The sequence below is a fragment of the Streptomyces sp. NBC_00667 genome, from assembly GCF_036226825.1.
Lineage (GTDB): Bacteria > Actinomycetota > Actinomycetes > Streptomycetales > Streptomycetaceae > Streptomyces.
In genome coordinates this window covers 604,951-619,835 of sequence record NZ_CP109022.1, presented here as the reverse complement: position 1 = coordinate 619,835, position 14,885 = coordinate 604,951, and the positions used below count along the sequence as shown (strand labels likewise).

Below are 14,885 nucleotides of genomic sequence, written 5' to 3'. Positions count from 1 at the left end.
GAGCACGACGCCGGACGCGGTTACCTGCTGGACAACCGGCAGTCCGGGGCGGGTGTCCGCTTCGACGCCCTCGCGGAGCTGTTCGACCCGGTGACCTTCCGGCACGTCGACCGCCGTGCAACCGCTGCTGTGCCCCGACGAATCGGGCCCCGAACAGCGCCTCGCCAACCGGTTGCGGTCCGGATTCCGCACCCTGATGGCCGCGCGCGGCGCCGACCTCTCGTACGGGCGCACCCTGCCCAGGGTGCTGCGCGAAGCCGGGCTGGCGGACGTACAGGCCGACGCGTACTTCCCGATCACCTCGCCGGCGTGCGCCGTGCTGGAGGACGCCACCGTCCGGCAGATCCGGCACGGTCTGGTGGCAGAAGGACTCGCCACCGACGAGGAGATCGACCGCCACCTGGCGAACGTCGCCGCTGGGCGGCTGGACCTGGCCACCGCTCCGCTGGTCTCCGCGTGGGGCCGCCGTCCGTAACCGCCAGTGGTCGCGCCGCCGTCTCCGGGCCGGCGCCGGTCCCCTCAGTCCCCGCGCCGCCGCAGGTCGAGCATGTCCAGCAGCGAGGCCAGGTCGTCGGGGCCGGTGGTGCGGGACTCGACCGCCTCCTGCGCCCGCTCGCGAGGGTCGGTCCCGCCGGGGGACGCGTCCCCGCGCCGGAGCCGGCCGGTGGCGGCCGCCGGTCCACCCCGGCCGATGGAGCGCGCCCGCGCTTCACAGGCGCGCTCGCGCAGACGGCGGCTCCGCCCGCCGTCCGGCGGCGCCGCGCGCTGCGGGTGACGGCGGCCAGGGCCCGCGCCCACAGGGGCGGGCCGGGCGCGGCGGGCCGGGGGGACCCGGGCCTGGCGGTGTCGCGGTCGTCTGCCACGGGGCTCAGCGGGAACCGTGCGCCGCGGCCTTGACGCGGGCGGTGGTACTCGCCGCGGCCGCCTCGACGGGGCGGCGGACGGCCCGCACCGGATGCCGGTGGTCGAGCGCGTGCCGGGACCGGTAGGCGAGCGAGGGCTTGCCGTGGGTGTCCGCGGCGGCGATGAGCAGCCCTCCCAGTGCGGAGAGGTCCGTCATGAAGTGGGCGCGCCGGCGTGCACGCTCCTCCGGGTCCTCCACCGTCCAGAAGGCGTGGTCGATGAGGGTGGTCGGTACCAGGGTGGCGGCGAGCGTCAGCGCGGCCAGACGGGGCGCACGCCCCGTCGCGAACAGCAGGCCGGCCCCGGCCTGGACCGCGCTGTTGACGCGTACCAGTTTCATCGGGTCCCCGGCGAACGCCGGGATGCGTTTCCCGACCGCCCGTACGACGGGTTGGGCGAGTTCCGCCACGGCCTCGGGGCGGCGCAGGGTGCGCAGCCCGCCGGTGACGAACGGGGCGGCCAGCAGGGGGCGGGCGAGCTTTCGAAGGACAGCCATGCCACCCGGGTGCCCCGGCTCGGCGCGTCCATCCGGCCGGATCGCTCGAGCGCACCGGCGGGCCGGCCCCGGCGTCAGTTCAGGGGCTTGTCCAGAACGGCCTTGCGGTGGCTGAACGTGTCCAGGGAGTAGCGGCCGTGGTAGCTGCCCATGCCGCTCTCGCCCACCCCGCCGAAGGGCAGGTCGGAGATCGTGAGGTGGGCCACGGGCAGTCCGAACGTCAGGCCGCCCGAGGAGGTCTCCCGGGTCAGTCGCTTGCGCGTGGTGTCGGATTCGGTGAAGGCGTACAGCGCCAGGGGCTTGTCCCGGTCGCGGATAAAGGCGATGGCCTCGTCCAGTCCGGGCACCTCGACCACCGGCAGGATCGGGCCGAAGATCTCCTCGCGCATGACGGGGGAGTCGGGCGCCACCTCCGCCAGGACCGTCGGGGCGATGTAGCGGTCGGCGCGGTCGTGGGTGCCGCCGGTGACGACGCGGCCGGAATCGAGCAGGCCCGTCAGCCGGTCGAAGTGCCGCTCGTTGATGATCCGGCCGTAGTCCGGGGACGTCGCGGGGTCGTCCCCGTACATCGCGCGCACGGCCTCGGCCAGGGCCTTCTCCAGTTCCCTGGCGGTCTCGGGGTCGGTCAGGACGTAGTCGGGAGCGACACACGTCTGGCCGGCGTTCATGAACTTGGTGGACGCCAGCCGGGCCGCCACGACGCCCAGGTCCGTGCCGCGGTCGACGAAGGCGGGCGACTTGCCGCCGAGTTCGAGCGTGACGGGCGTGAGGTTCTCGGCGGCGGCCCGCATGACGACCCGGCCGACCCGGCCGTTGCCCGTGTAGAAGATGTGGTCGAACCGCTGCGCCAGCAGGTCGGTGGTCTCGGCCACCGCGCCCTCCACGACGGCCACCGCCTCGCGGTCCAGGTAGCGCGGCAGGAGACCGGCGACGGCGCGGGAGGTGGCGGGCGCCAGTTCGCTGGGTTTGACGACGACGCAGTTGCCGGCGGCCAGCGCGCCGACGACCGGGGAGAGCAGCAGCTGGACGGGGTAGTTCCAGGGGGCGATGACGAGCACCACGCCGAGCGGGTCCTGCACGGTGTGGGCGACGGCGGGGCTGAGCCGCTCGGGTACCGGGGCCGGCTGCGGCTGCAGCCACTGCGCCAGGTGCTCCAGGGTGTGGTCGATCTCCCGCACGGTGAAGTCGATCTCGGTGCGGTAGGCCTCCGCGCGGCTCTTGCCGAGGTCGCCGTGGAGCGCGGCGGCCAGCTCGTCACCCCGCTCGGTCAGCAGCGTCCGTAGCGCTTCGAGCTGGCCGGTGCGCCACGCCAGGCACTTCGTCCGGCCGGTGTCGAAGGCGGCGCGCAGCCGTGCGACGACGTCCGCGGGCTTTTCCTGGGGCTGGTCCGACATGCGTGTCTCCTGGGGTAGCACGGGTTCCGATGTATTTAGCAACTAATTACCGGGCGGCATTCCCGGCGGGTGCGCGGGCCGCTCGTGAGCGGGCTGCTCGTTGTAGCGGAGCAGGTAGGCGGCGAAGCGGTCGAGGTCGTCGGGGTGCCAGTCCGCGAGCCGCTCGTCGAACATGGCCCGCCGCTCCCTGACCGTCCTCGCCAGGGTCGCGGCGCCCGCGGGGGAGAGTTCCAGTACGTGTACCCGATGGTCCTCCGGGTCGGTGCGCCGCACCACCAGCCCGGCCCGCTCCAGGGCGGCGACCTGGCGGCTCACCGTCGACTTGTCCAGCGCGTAGTGGGCGGCGAGGTCGGAGGCCCGGCAGCCGGCGCGCTCCTCCAGATGGCTGAGCAAGGTGAACGACACCAAGGAGAGTTCTGGGTGCATCCGCGCGGCTGCCGACCGGGCCCGCCGGGCGAACGCGGTCATCTCGCGCTGAATCGTTTCGACGGCGGCTGCCCGGCGCTCGTCTTCGGGCCGGGCGGCGCCTGCTGTGTCCGTGGTCACGCCGACCTCCTTCCGTCTAGTTGTATAGTACAACTGTAAGGGAAGTTGTATATGCCAACTATATTTGGCGGCCGCGGGGCCCGCCCCGCCGCCCGCCGACACCGGAGGTCTGTCGCATGTCCGGCCGCACATCCGCACACCACCACGCCGCGGACCCCGCGCTGCGCCACGTGCTCACCCATCTGCTGACCCCGCTGCTGATGTGCCTCGGCATGGGCCTCGCCTACATGGGCGCCTTCGTCCACCCGGAGCCCCACCACCTGCCGGTCGCCGTCGTGGGCGAGGGGCCCCGGGCGATGGTTTTCGCCCAGACGGTCAAGGACGGCGCCGGCGACGCGCTCGACGTACGCACGCTCGCCCGTCGCGCCGATGCCGTCGACGAGCTCAAGGCCCGCCGCATCGCAGGCGCCTACGTACCGAGCGACACGGCCCCCGAGCTGATCGTCGCCAGCGCCGCCTCCGACACGAGCGCCACCGTGGCGGAGAAGGTCTTCACTCCGGTCGCTGCCCGGCAGGGCCTGCCGCTCAAGGTGACCGACGTCGCCGGTACCGTCGCCGACGACCCGACCGGCCAGGGCCTGTTCTTCCTGCTCGTCGCGGTCAGCATCGGCTCCTACGCCTCGGTCGCGGTCCTCGGCGGCGCGGGCGCCGCCCTGCGCATGCGCGGCCGCGCCCTGCTCGCCGTAGGCGTCTCGGGAGTCGTCAGTGTGATCGGCGCGCTGCTCGCCGGGCCGGTCTTCCACCTCGCCCACCACGGCCTGGCCGGGGTCTGGGGCCTGAGCTGGCTCTACTCCGCGGGCATCCTCTTCATCGGGGTCGGACTGCACACGTTCCTGCGGCGCTGGACGACGCTGGCCATGATGGTGCTCTTCGTGATGCTCAACTTCACCAGCTCCGGGGGACTGTTCCGGCCCGAGCTGCAGAACGGCTTCTTCGGCTCACTGCACGCCTTCTGGAACGGCGCCGGGTACGTCGACGGCCTGCGCAGCCTCGTCTACTTCGGCAACGACGGCCTCTCCCACCAGGTGGGCACCCTCTCCGTCTGGCTGCTGCTCGGCCTGGCGCTCACTGCCGCGGCCGGGCTCGCCGAACGCCGTCGAACCGTCGGCGAGACGCCTGCCGCCGAGGCGGAAGAGGAGGAGATGGAAGAGGCGGTCGGCGTGTGAGGCGCGCTCTTCGCGAGGGGCCCCGGCTGCCGTCCCGGCCGGAGCGTGCCCGTCCCGGCCGGCCGGAGCGCGCCCGTCCCGGCCGGCCGGAGCACCCTGTTCGCTAATCGCCGGCGCCCCGGCGCGGCCCGTCCCCCGGCGCGGTCCAGAACCGGTCGAGGGCGGCCAGCACGAGCCGGCAGACGGTGTCCGGATCGGCGCCGGCGAGGGGCTCGCGTGGGGCGACCGTCCGCATCAGGCCGATTCCCAGCAGCCAGGCCATCGCCAGGTCGGCGCGCAGGGCCCCGTCATCGGAGGCGGAGAGCCGGGCCAGCGCCTTCTGGTACGCCGCGCCCAGCTCCCGCAGGGTCCCGCTGGCCTCGTCGCCCCGCCCGACGGACCGCAGGTACACCTCCAGGGAGCGGTCGGTCCCCGCCGCGCTGCGCGTCAGCAGCGAACGCAGCGCCGTCTCGAACAGGTCTTGAGGCGCGGTCGCGTGCAGTTGCTCCAGGCCACCTCGGGCGACGACTTCCGTCAACAGCCCGTGCTTGGTGCCGAAATAGCGGAACAGGAGCGCCTGGTTGGCTCCGGCACGCTCGGCTATCGCCCGGACCGTGGTGCGCGCGTAGCCCCGTTCGGCGAACAGGTCGGCTGCGGCTTCGAGCAGCCGCAGACGGGTGGCCGCGGCGTTCCGGGGGTGCTCCGTGGGCTGGGGCCGGGGCGATCCGTCCACGCTGATGCTCCTCTCCGAGGGGCCGAAGGCCCGTCAGGATAACGGCCACAAACGGGCGTTGACCCGCCGGACGGCTCGTCCTACGTTGTAAGCAGCTGCTTACCACCCGCGTCCGGGAGGCCGAAGTGACGAGCACCGGCACCACCGCCCTCGCCTACCCCTTCAACACCGCCGAGGGACTCCAGCTGGCCGAGGAGTACGAGCGCGTACGCGACCGGCCCGGCCTGTTACGCGTGCAGATGCCCTACGGAGAGCCCGCCTGGCTGGTCACGCGCTACGCGGACGCCCGCCTCGTGCTGGGCGACGCCCGCTTCAGCCGCGCGGCGGCCGGCACCCACGACGAACCCCGCCAGTCCGAAGGCCGCACCGACAGCGGGATCCTGGGCATGGACCCGCCCGACCACACCCGGCTGCGGTCCCTCGTCGCCAAGGCGTTCACCGTCCGGCAGGTCGAAAGGCTCCGCCCCCAGGTACGCGCGCTCACCGCCGAGCTGCTCGACGAACTGGAAGCGGCCGGGCCTCCCGTCGACCTCGTCGACCGCTACGCGCTGCCCATCCCCGTCGCCGTGATCTGCCGCCTGCTGGGCGTGCCGGTCGTGGACCGGCCGCGCTTCCGGGCATGGAGCGACGCCGCCCTGTCGACCAGCTCGCTGACGGCCGAGGAGTTCGACGCCAACCGCGAGGAACTGCGCTCGTACATGGCCGAACTCATCGGCCACCACCGCCGGGACCCGCAGGACGACCTGATGACGGCGCTCATCGAAGCCCGGGACGGCGACGGCGACCGGCTCTCCGAGCTGGAGCTCATCGACCTGTGCGTGGCGGTCCTGGTGGCCGGCCACGAAACGACGGCCTCCCAGATCCCGAACTTCGTCCTCACCCTGCTCGACCACCCGGACCAGCTCGCGCTGCTGCGGCAGAACCCCGCCCTGATCGCGACGGCGGTGGAGGAGCTGCTGCGGTTCGTGCCGCTGGGCAGCGGGGCCGGCCAGGCCCGGTACGCCACCGAGGACATCGAGGTCGGCGGTACCCTCGTCAAAGCCGGAGACCCGCTGCTGGTCGCGACCGGCGCCGCCAACCGCGACGCACTGCGCTTCACCGCCCCCGGTGTCCTCGACATCCGGCGCCCGGCCAACCAGCACCTCGGTTTCGGCCACGGCGTCCACCACTGCCTGGGGGCCCAGCTGGCCCGCATGGAACTCCAGGAGGCGCTGGGCGCGCTCCTCCTGCGCTTCCCCGGCCTCGAGGTCGTCGGCGACATCACGTGGAAGACCGAAATGCTGGTGCGCGGGCCGCGCGCCATGCCGATCGGGTGGTGAGCGCCGCGACGCGGGCGGTACGGCCGGGCCCCCCGGCGGGGCGAGAGGTCACGGGGCGGTTCGGGTGGGCCGGGCGGGCTCCGAGGACGGACACCGGCCGGCTGCGAAGGCTGCGCCGGCGAATGCCGCACCACCGACGGCGAACCAGGGGTTCCACAGCGCCAACGTCCACAACCGCTGCCCGGCGCTGAGGGAGGCGTCCACGTGCGTCGCGTCGGTCAGGAGCAGGACCTCGACGCCGACGGCGCGCACGAGGAGCAGCGCGGCCACCCCCCAGCTGGCCCACCTCACCAACTGCCCGCAACGCCCTCGGAGCCGCCGGCGGACCAGTACCCACCCCAGCAGGCCGCCCGCCAGGCACAGCGCCCCGACACCCCACAGGCCGGCGGCAACGAACCACAGCGGCCGCTCAGCGGCCAGTCTGCCTCCTGCCGAAACCCCGAGGCCGCGGCTGCCACCGAGCGCCCATTAGAAGTGGAGCCCCCCGAAGGAAGCCGCCCACAGGCAGGCGAGACACCCCCACACCCCCCGCGGATGCCTCCGCATACCCACGCCGCTCCCCCGGCAGCCGACCCGTTCGGCAGCGACTGTACCCACCCGCAACCCCACCGGCCCGCCGACGGATAATGGCTCGCCCCGGTCTGGTGTGGCCGTCGCTCGACGGCGGGCGGTGGCGCGGCCGACGGGCAGGCATCCCGTAGCGCATCAAGAGAGGGAAGGGTCATGACACTGAAGGAGGGTCAGCGGGTCGCGCTGGCCGTGGACATCGGGCTGGCCGACGCGGTCGTCATGGCCGAGGGGGCGGCGGCGGGGCCCGTCGCCGGCTTCCTGGCGCTGGCGGCCGGGACCGGGGGAACCGTCGACCGGGTGGTCGAGGAGCGGGATCCGGGCCGGGAAGTCCGCGAATACGAGCGGCTCAAGTCCCTCCTCGATTCCTTCGGCCACGACATGCCACCGGAGAGCAGGAGGCAACTGGAGGAAGAGGTCCGCTCCCTGGAGCCCGCGTGGGCCGCCCACCAGGAGCGGGGCGCGGGCGTGATGGTCCGGGTCCGCTTCGACAACGGCTTCGTCCTCGACGGCGCACGGGACGACCTCTTCACCTCCGCCTGACCGGCCCGGGCGGTGTGGCCGGTTCGTGGGCAAACGTTGAAGATCCTATGGATTTTCGCAGAACGCGTGTGGATGTCCCCGTCGTCCCACGCTTCTTGCCCCCGCCGAGGACGATGGGAGGATCGGCCTCGGCGAGGAGGAACGGATGAGGACACGTCACCTGCGCACCCTGCTGGTCTTCGGCGCTGCGGTACTGACCGCACTCGGCACCACGACGCCTGCTCAGGCGCTGCCGGCATGCCCGAGCAATGCCATCTGCTTGTGGAGGTTCCAGGACGGGACCGGTGACCTCTACGTGTGGCGGGGCGGCTATGTGGACCTGCCCGGCAAGTTCGTCGACCACGTCTACTCCTTCCGGGCCAACAGGACCGGCGCGTTCATCGACTGGGCGAAGGGCAAGGAGTGCCACTCGGTCCGCAAGGGCGACTACGGCAGCAACTACGGTTCGCGCTTCGGGTCAAAGATGGATGCGGTCGGTGACAACTGCTGACCCTGGGAGCTGCGCGGCTGGTGCGGTTACGCGCGGAGGACCTTGCCGAGCACTTCGCCGAACTGGGCCGGGTGCGTGGTGAGGCCGGTGTGGCCACCGGGAAAGTGACGGAGTTCCGTGCCGAGGCGCTCGGCCAGGAGAGCGGCCGGACGGTAGGGCAGCTCGCCGCGCGAATCGTCGCCGCAGGCCAGCACGAGCCGGTCCGACACGGCCTCCAGTCGCCCGGTATCCGGGACGTAGGACATGAAGCTCGGCACGATGCGCCCGACGAAGTACGGCAGGTTGGCCATCGTTCGCTCGGCCCGCGCCGCTGCCTGCGGCGGAAGCTCGATCCCGGCCTTCGGGCCGGTGGAGTCGCCGTCCTTCCTCAGACCGGCGGCGAACACGGCCATCGCCGGCATCAGCCCCTGGCTGCGCAAGGTCTCCTGGACACGCGCGATGAGCGCGCGGTGCCGTGGGGCGTCGGGCAGGACCTCCACCACCGGCGGCTCATGCGCCACGACACGTTCCACGCGTTCGGGGTGGGCGGTGAGGAGGTGCAGGGCGACGATGGCACCCGAGCTGGCGCCGAACACCCGGGCGGGCTCGCCGGGGGACAGCAGGTCCAGCACGCGGAACGCGTCGTCGGCGTGCTGGTCCACCCGCTGCTCGGCCTCGGTGTCGTCCAACGTGCTCCGGGACATGCCGCGCGGGTCGTAGGTCGCGACGGTGTACTCGGCGGCCAGGTCGTCGGCCATGCCGTCGAAGGAGGCGGCGTCGCCCGCCCCGCCGGGAATCAGCAGCAACAGCGGCCCCTGGCCGCGGACTTCGTAGTGCAGGGTCGCGCCGTGCACGCGCAGGGTGCCGCTGGTCGGGTCGGTCATCAGGAGTCTCCTTCTCGGGACGGGGGCCAGTGCTCCAGGAGCGTGTGTAGGGCGTCGAGCGCGCGGAGCCAGGAGTGCTGCGGCGACCGCTCGTGCGCGAATCCGCCCGCCGCCTCCAACGCGACGAACCCGTGGAACGTGCTGCGCAGCAGCCGGACCGCGTCGGTCAGGTCCGGCTCGGCCAGTCCGTAGCCGCGCAGCATGCCGTAGGTCAGCTCGACCGCCCGCCGCGGACCGGGTGCCTTCGCGGCCAGCTCGGGGTCGATCCGGATCGGGATCTGGGTGGCCGTGTAGCGGCCCGGGTGCGAACGGGCGTACTCCCGCCACGTGTTGGCATACGCGACCAGTGCCTCCTTGCCGGCCCGTCCGGCGGTCGCCTCCGCGAGCCGCATGGTCTTCTCGTCCGCCGCGAGCAGCGCGATCCGTCCCCGCAGATCCTCCAGGCCGCGCACGTGCGTGTAGAGGCTCGCGTCCTTCACGCCGAGCCGGCGTGCCACCTGCGACATGGTCACCTGATCAAGCCCGACGTCGTCCGCCAGCTCCGCGCCGGCGATCGTCACCCGCTCCGCCGTCAACCCTGCGCGCGCCATGCACCCTCCCGTTTTCCTAGGGGTCCTAGGTTTAACCTAGGGCCCCTAGGAAGAGCAACCGAATAAGGCCCCGCCACAGGTCGCGTCACGTCACGCCGGACTCGTCCGCACGTCCCAGTCCGACACGCTGCGCGCGGTTGCGGCCGCGGCCGGCACCGAACAGCATGATCAGGACCGGGATCGGTGAGGGCGAACGGAGGAGGAAGCTGCCATGGCCAAGGACGACAAGCTCGGCCCCGGCGACAAGGTCTCCTGGAGCAGCCACGGGAAGACCGTGTCCGGGGAAGTCAAGAAGAAGATCGCCAAGCGTACGAAGGCGGCAGGCCGCATCGTCGACGCCTCGAAGGACGAGCCGCAGTACGAGGTGGAAAGCGGCAAGTCCGGCCGCAGGGCCGTCCACAAGCCGCAGTCGCTGCGCAAGCGCGGCAAGGACGGCTGATCGGCGCGAGCGACGCGGACCGCCGCCCGGGCGTCACGCGCACAGGCCGCCGGCCCGGCGGACTTCGCCGGGCCGGCGGCCTGTGCGGACGGCGGGAACGTACGTCCCGATCAGGAGACCTGCACCGCGACCCCGGCCTCGGCGTCGGCGTCGGGGTGGGGGATGCGGTGCAGCCCCCTGCGGTCGTAGAGGCGGGTGACGGCGAAGCCGAAGACCAGCGCGGCGACGAGGGCGACCCCCATCGAGGCCCACGCCCGCGTCAGGCCCGCGTCGGCCTGCGCCCCGTAGTACAGCAGCGAGCGCAGGCCCTCGGTGATCTGGCGCAGCGGCTCGAACTCGGCCAGCGCGCGGAAGAAGCCGGGCAGCGCCTGGACCGGCACGGTGGCGCCGGAGGAGGGGACGGCCATCGCGACGAAGACGATCGTGGCCAGCAGCATGCCGGGGGTGCCGAAGGCCGCGAACAGGGCCAGGCTGCCGACGCCGACGACCGCGATGGTGGAGACCGAGTACAGCCACAGCAGGCCGAGGTGGGAGGCGTCCATGTCGAGGATGCCGACCGTGGCGACCTCGACCAGGGTGCCCATGACCAGTGACAGGCCGAGCATCAGCGCCATGCCGATGGCCAGGGTACGGACGCGACTGGTGTGCTGGACGGGTTCACGCTTGCGGAACGGGCCGAAATCGGTGTGCAGGTAGCCGAGCGCGGTATCGACCTGGGAGTTCACGACGTTGGCGCCGAGCATGCCGCAGACGACCAGGACCAGTGCGTAGTAGAAGGCGCTCAGGCCCATGGCGCTGCGGGAGCCGAGGGGGTGGCCGTCCGCGACGTTCACGGTCACCGGGTCGGCCAGCTTGAGCTGCGCGGCCGTCGGCAGCGGGGCCTTCTGGGCTGCGGCCTGCTTGAGGAGTTCCTGGCCGAGCTGGGCGGAGGCCGCGTGGGCGGCCTTCTGGGCGGCCTGGGAGGACATGGAGGAGCCGATGCTGCCGGCGGCCTGGTTCGTCAGCACGGTCAGGGTCGGCGGGACGGCCTTGTCCTGGGTGGCGGGCTGGGGCGCGCCGAGCGCGGTCACCGTGGCCGAGAAGTCCTTGGGTATGACGAGGGCGCCGAAGACCTTGCCCCGGCCCAGCCGCTTGTCGGCTTCCTCACGGCTGACGACCTGCCAGTCGATGCTCTTGTCGGCCCCGGCGGCCTTCTGTATCCCCGAGACGATCTGCCGGCCCATGTTGACGCGGTGGCCGTTGACGTCGGCGCCGCTGTCCGCGTTGACGAGGGCCACGGGCAGGTCGCGCAGGTTGCCCCTGGGGTTGACGTTGCCGCCCACGTAGAGCAGGGCGAACAACATCGAGACCACTGCGGCGATCAGTCCCGTTCCGATCCACAGCTGTGGGCGGCGGAGCACGGAGGGGGGAGTGGGGTGAGGCATCGATTCTCCGGTGCGAGGCGGTGCGGTGCGGTGTGGTGCGTGCGGTGTGTGTGGTGTGTGTGGTGTGACGCGTGAGGCGTGTGTGAAACGTGTGGGACGAGTGATGGCCCCTGGCTGGATACTCAAGGTATCTAGCTACTGGATATTGGCAGTATCTTGTAGTGGTGTCCAATCGCCGGTCACCGATACCGGACCGCATGACCAGCAGGGAAGCCGCATGAAGATCTCGGAGCTCAGCCGGCGGACGGGCGTGCCGGTCGCCAGCATCAAGTACTTCCTGCGACAAGGCCTGTTGCCCGCGGGCCGGGCGACCGCCGCCACGCTGGCCGAGTACGGCGAGGAGCACGTGCAGCGGCTGCGGTTGATCAAGGCACTGACCAAGCTCGGCGGCCTGTCCATCGCCGCCACCCGCGACGTGCTCGGCGCCGTCGACCAGGCCGACAGCTCCGAGGGCGCCCTCGGAGCGATCAGCTACGCCCTTCCGGTGCCGGTGGCGGCCCAGCGCGCCACCGCCCCCGAGGAGGAAGCCGAGGCCGACGCGACCGCCGGGGCCGAGGTGGCGGAGCTGCTGGCGGACCTCGACTGGCAGGCGCCCGACACCTCACCGCACGTGCAGGGCCTGACGGCGGCACTGAAAGAACTGCGGCGGCTGGACGCCCAGTACGCCCCGGACGAGCTCGCCGCCTACGCGAGGCTGGCCGAGTCGGTGGCCCGGCTGGACCTGGAGCGGGCGGCCGGTGTCGACGACCCGGTGGCCCTGGCCGAGCGGGCGGTCATCGTCTTCGCGATCTGCGCCCCGGTGTTCGAGCTGCTACGGCGCCTCGCCCAGGAGAACCAGGTCCGCCGCCGGGTCGCGGACGACGGCGCCGGGGCCGCACCGGCCCCGTAGCCCCCTGGCGCCCGTCCCCCCCAGCCCACCGTCCGTGGGCGGAGCCCGGTCCCGGCCGTCGAGGAAATGGATCACGGCGGCGCGCAGTTGTACCGGGCATGCTTCCTGATCCCGTGCGGACCGACCTGGTGCACCCCCTTCTGGCCGACCGGTTCAGCCCCTACGCGTTCGACCCGTCCGGCCGCGTGGACGACGACGCCCTCCACGCGCTGCTCGAAGCCGCCCGCTGGGCTCCCTCCGCCGGGAACGCGCAACCGTGGGGCTTCCTCCCCGCCCGCCCCGGCGAACCGGACCACGCACGGGTGCTGCCGCACCTCGCGCCCAGTTCCTTGCGGTGGGCGAAGGACGCAGGCCTGCTCGTCGTCGCGCTGACCCGCCGCTACGTGGACGACTCGCCGCTCCTCTACTCCGAGTTCGCCGACTACGACCTTGGGCAGGCCGTCGCCCACCTCACCGTCCAGGCCCAGGCGTTGGGGCTGGCCACCCATCAGTTCCGGGCCTTCGACCTCGAAGCCCTCACCGAGGAGCTGCGGCCCAACCCCGGTTGGGCGATCGTTTCCATGATCGCCGTGGGGAAGGCGGCCGACGAGCCCTCAGTGGTGAGGCAGCGGCGCAGCGCCGACGACCTCCGGACCGCGCCCTGGTCGACGCCGGCGCAGTGACCCACGCGCCCCCGCCGCCGCGGGGCGGTGTGTCAGATGCCGATGTTGGCCAGCGCCACGCCGATGCTGCGCAGGGTCCCGGCCACCTTGGGATGGCCGGCTTCGAAGCGTTCCGCCGCACGCGTCACCCCACCGGTGAGACCGGAGTGGGAGGCGGCGTCACCGGTCCGGAGCCGGTCTTCGATCCTGTCGATCAGCGCGTGTATGTCGTCGCGCTCCCGCAGCGTAAGGGCCGGCTGCTCTTCGAGCTGCTTGCGCAGCGACCGGAGTTGGTCGCGCAGGTCCTGCACGGACATGGGGTCCTCCCTCGTTCGACGTCCAAGGCCCGGTCCCGGCCGCGGGATCCTCCGCGACGCGGACCGACAGGGACTCCACTGCCCGGACTCCGGCGGAACGATCAGCAAACGGGGAGGTTTGAAAGTGCGCTCTCGGTGCAGACGATCGTTGACAACAGCCTTATACATCGAGGTAGGAGACGGATCATGGGCATTCTCGCTTGGATTCTCATAGGGCTGCTCGCGGGCCTCATCGCCAAGGCGATCATGCCGGGCAAGGACCCTGGCGGCATCATCATCACCATGCTCATCGGTATCGCGGGCGGTCTGCTCGGCGGCTGGCTCGGCAAGGTGATCTTCGGCGTCGACTCCATCGACGGCTTCTTCGACCTGTCCACCTGGGTCGCCGCCATCGTCGGTTCCGTCATCCTCCTGGCCGTCTACCGGCTGGTCACCGGTAACCGGCACCACCACAGCCACGCCTGAGTCACGTACGGCACCGCACTTCATACGGAAACGGCTCCCCTTCCCCCGAAGGCGGAGCCGTTTCGTTTCCCCGCGGACCCGCATCCGCTACCGGCCGCCCTCCCCACCGCCACCGCCGGGCCCGCTGCGCTCGGCGGAGACGCCCGCGAGGGCGTGCAGGCTGCGCTCCGCCAGGATCAGGGACCGCTCGCGGACGCAGTCGGCGTGCACGACGACCTCGCCGGGATCGAGGCAGTCGATCGCGCTCTGAACGGCCGCCAGCGCGGGCTCGTACTGCCGCAGCCTGCGCAGCGCCCCCGCCTTGCGGAACAGGGCTTCCGGCCCCAGCAGGCCTCCGGAGAAGGCGGAGGCCTCCAGCAGGTCCAGCATCAGCGACGCCTGACGGGGGAGGTTCTCCCCGAGCCACAGCCCGTGCAGCAACGCGTGGACCACCTTGTCCTCGTCACCCGCCCGGGCCACCACCGCTTCCATCAGCGCCAGCCCCTCCGTCCGCGAGCGCCCGAGCAGGGCGAAGGCACGCAGGGAATCGGTGTACGGGTCCGTGCGGTCACGGCCGGCCGGCAGTGCGTCGAAGAACTCCTCGATGGCCACGCAGCGGAAGTCGTACCGCAGCGTCGTCAGGAAGCAGTGCCACAGACCCCGCCCCAGCGCGGTGTCCGGATCCAGCGTGGTCACGTAGGCCTCGTCCAGGAACAGCAGGGCGCTGAACCCCTCGGCCCGCGCCCGCCACGCGAGATCGCCCGTCACACGGGCGGACTCGCGCCAGGTCGCCGCTCCCCGCGCGAGCCATGCCGCGGCCTCCCGCGTCCAGTCCCGCCCCGAGCCGATCTCCTCCGTCACCCGGGCGCGCACCATCACCCAGCCACGCTCGCGCAGCCCCTCCTCTCCCTCCACCAAGGCGTGCTCCACGGCATCTGCCGCCCTCGGCAGTCGCCACAGCCCGCCGGCCGCCCGTTCCGAGGCCGCCGTCCACCTCGGGGGCAGCGCGCGGATCGCCGCCTTCGCCGCTTCGAGTCCCGGATGTCGGTCCACGTCCACCAGTCACCTTCCCGACCTGCCCGACCACGTCGCATCCACCACGGTGATACCCGAGTCGTGGATCAGGTCGGGTGACGGCGCGC

18 protein-coding genes and 2 pseudogenes are annotated in these 14,885 nt (G+C 72.4%); 9 read left to right on the top strand and 11 right to left on the bottom strand.

The window, feature by feature from the left end; all coding sequences use genetic code 11:
- Positions 1 to 112 precede the first annotated feature (112 nt).
- Positions 113 to 475: pseudogene (locus tag OHA81_RS03065) on the top strand (SAM-dependent methyltransferase); the annotation flags it as partial.
- Positions 476 to 519: 44 nt separating this feature from the next.
- On the opposite strand, the gene OHA81_RS03060 reads toward OHA81_RS03065, so the two are convergent.
- The 4 genes from OHA81_RS03060 to OHA81_RS03045 form a co-directional block, all read right to left on the bottom strand.
- Complete coding sequence (locus OHA81_RS03060) at positions 520 to 798, bottom strand: hypothetical protein (protein ID WP_329192483.1); 279 nt, start codon at positions 796 to 798, stop codon at positions 520 to 522.
- Between the two features lie 70 nt (positions 799 to 868).
- The gene (locus tag OHA81_RS03055) at positions 869 to 1,399 is read right to left on the bottom strand and encodes a DoxX family membrane protein (protein WP_329192481.1); all 531 of its coding nucleotides are present in this window, start codon (positions 1,397 to 1,399) and stop codon (positions 869 to 871) included.
- Positions 1,400 to 1,473: 74 nt separating this feature from the next.
- Positions 1,474 to 2,793 carry an aldehyde dehydrogenase family protein gene (locus OHA81_RS03050; protein WP_329192478.1) on the bottom strand — a complete coding sequence of 440 codons (1,320 nt, stop codon included), beginning with the start codon at positions 2,791 to 2,793 and terminating at the stop codon, positions 1,474 to 1,476.
- Positions 2,794 to 2,835: 42 nt separating this feature from the next.
- Complete coding sequence (locus OHA81_RS03045) at positions 2,836 to 3,261, bottom strand: MarR family winged helix-turn-helix transcriptional regulator (RefSeq protein WP_329201962.1); 426 nt, start codon at positions 3,259 to 3,261, stop codon at positions 2,836 to 2,838.
- A 194-nt stretch (positions 3,262 to 3,455) separates the two neighbouring features.
- Between OHA81_RS03045 and OHA81_RS03040 the strand changes: the two genes are divergently transcribed.
- Positions 3,456 to 4,505 carry a hypothetical protein gene (locus tag OHA81_RS03040; protein ID WP_329192476.1) on the top strand — a complete coding sequence of 350 codons (1,050 nt, stop codon included), beginning with the start codon at positions 3,456 to 3,458 and terminating at the stop codon, positions 4,503 to 4,505.
- A 103-nt stretch (positions 4,506 to 4,608) separates the two neighbouring features.
- On the opposite strand, the gene OHA81_RS03035 is transcribed toward OHA81_RS03040, so the two are convergent.
- Positions 4,609 to 5,217: a TetR/AcrR family transcriptional regulator gene (locus OHA81_RS03035; RefSeq protein ID WP_329192474.1), complete on the bottom strand. Its 609-nt coding sequence runs from the start codon at positions 5,215 to 5,217 to the stop codon at positions 4,609 to 4,611.
- Between the two features lie 125 nt (positions 5,218 to 5,342).
- Between OHA81_RS03035 and OHA81_RS03030 the strand changes: the two genes are divergently transcribed.
- Positions 5,343 to 6,536 carry a cytochrome P450 gene (locus OHA81_RS03030; protein ID WP_329192472.1) on the top strand — a complete coding sequence of 398 codons (1,194 nt, stop codon included), beginning with the start codon at positions 5,343 to 5,345 and terminating at the stop codon, positions 6,534 to 6,536.
- Between the two features lie 48 nt (positions 6,537 to 6,584).
- Here OHA81_RS03030 and OHA81_RS03025 read toward each other — a convergent pair.
- Positions 6,585 to 6,992: pseudogene (locus OHA81_RS03025) on the bottom strand (DUF3995 domain-containing protein); the annotation flags it as partial.
- 267 nt (positions 6,993 to 7,259) lie between these two features.
- On the opposite strand from OHA81_RS03025, the gene OHA81_RS03020 reads away from it, so the two are divergent.
- Together OHA81_RS03020 and OHA81_RS03015 are read left to right on the top strand one after the other, a co-directional pair.
- Positions 7,260 to 7,646 carry a hypothetical protein gene (locus OHA81_RS03020; protein ID WP_329192470.1) on the top strand — a complete coding sequence of 129 codons (387 nt, stop codon included), beginning with the start codon at positions 7,260 to 7,262 and terminating at the stop codon, positions 7,644 to 7,646.
- Positions 7,647 to 7,791: 145 nt separating this feature from the next.
- On the top strand, positions 7,792 to 8,136 hold the full coding sequence (locus OHA81_RS03015; protein ID WP_329192469.1) for a peptidase inhibitor family I36 protein: 345 nt from the start codon (positions 7,792 to 7,794) through the stop codon (positions 8,134 to 8,136).
- Between the two features lie 26 nt (positions 8,137 to 8,162).
- Here the strand turns inward: OHA81_RS03015 and OHA81_RS03010 are convergent, their stop codons facing one another.
- Positions 8,163 to 8,999 (bottom strand): alpha/beta fold hydrolase, encoded by an 837-nt coding sequence (locus tag OHA81_RS03010; protein ID WP_329192467.1) that lies wholly within the window; start codon positions 8,997 to 8,999, stop codon positions 8,163 to 8,165.
- The gene (locus OHA81_RS03005) at positions 8,999 to 9,589 is read right to left on the bottom strand and encodes a TetR/AcrR family transcriptional regulator (RefSeq protein ID WP_329192465.1); all 591 of its coding nucleotides are present in this window, start codon (positions 9,587 to 9,589) and stop codon (positions 8,999 to 9,001) included. The genes OHA81_RS03010 and OHA81_RS03005 overlap by 1 nt, the downstream gene beginning before the upstream one ends.
- Positions 9,590 to 9,800: 211 nt before the next feature.
- On the opposite strand from OHA81_RS03005, the gene OHA81_RS03000 reads away from it, so the two are divergent.
- Positions 9,801 to 10,028 (top strand): DUF2945 domain-containing protein, encoded by a 228-nt coding sequence (locus OHA81_RS03000; RefSeq protein WP_329192463.1) that lies wholly within the window; start codon positions 9,801 to 9,803, stop codon positions 10,026 to 10,028.
- A gap of 110 nt (positions 10,029 to 10,138) precedes the next feature.
- On the opposite strand, the gene OHA81_RS02995 is transcribed toward OHA81_RS03000, so the two are convergent.
- A complete protein-coding gene (locus tag OHA81_RS02995) occupies positions 10,139 to 11,452 on the bottom strand; it encodes a YhgE/Pip family protein (RefSeq protein ID WP_329192461.1) in 1,314 nt (437 codons plus the stop codon).
- A 217-nt stretch (positions 11,453 to 11,669) separates the two neighbouring features.
- Between OHA81_RS02995 and OHA81_RS02990 the strand changes: the two genes are divergently transcribed.
- Positions 11,670 to 12,341, top strand: a complete 672-nt coding sequence (locus tag OHA81_RS02990) for a MerR family transcriptional regulator (protein ID WP_329192459.1) — start codon at positions 11,670 to 11,672, stop codon at positions 12,339 to 12,341.
- Positions 12,342 to 12,439: 98 nt separating this feature from the next.
- Complete coding sequence (locus OHA81_RS02985; RefSeq protein WP_329192457.1) at positions 12,440 to 13,003, top strand: nitroreductase family protein; 564 nt, start codon at positions 12,440 to 12,442, stop codon at positions 13,001 to 13,003.
- A 32-nt stretch (positions 13,004 to 13,035) separates the two neighbouring features.
- On the opposite strand, the gene OHA81_RS02980 is transcribed toward OHA81_RS02985, so the two are convergent.
- A complete protein-coding gene (locus tag OHA81_RS02980) occupies positions 13,036 to 13,299 on the bottom strand; it encodes a DUF4404 family protein (RefSeq protein ID WP_329192455.1) in 264 nt (87 codons plus the stop codon).
- A gap of 186 nt (positions 13,300 to 13,485) precedes the next feature.
- Here OHA81_RS02980 and OHA81_RS02975 point away from each other — a divergent pair, with 186 nt between their 5' ends.
- Entirely contained in the window at positions 13,486 to 13,764 is a 279-nt protein-coding gene (locus tag OHA81_RS02975; protein WP_329192453.1) for a GlsB/YeaQ/YmgE family stress response membrane protein, read from the top strand.
- Positions 13,765 to 13,851: 87 nt separating this feature from the next.
- Here OHA81_RS02975 and OHA81_RS02970 read toward each other — a convergent pair whose 3' ends face one another.
- Positions 13,852 to 14,796, bottom strand: coding sequence for a hypothetical protein (locus tag OHA81_RS02970; RefSeq protein WP_329192451.1), 945 nt, complete (start codon positions 14,794 to 14,796; stop codon positions 13,852 to 13,854).
- Positions 14,797 to 14,885 lie beyond the last annotated feature (89 nt).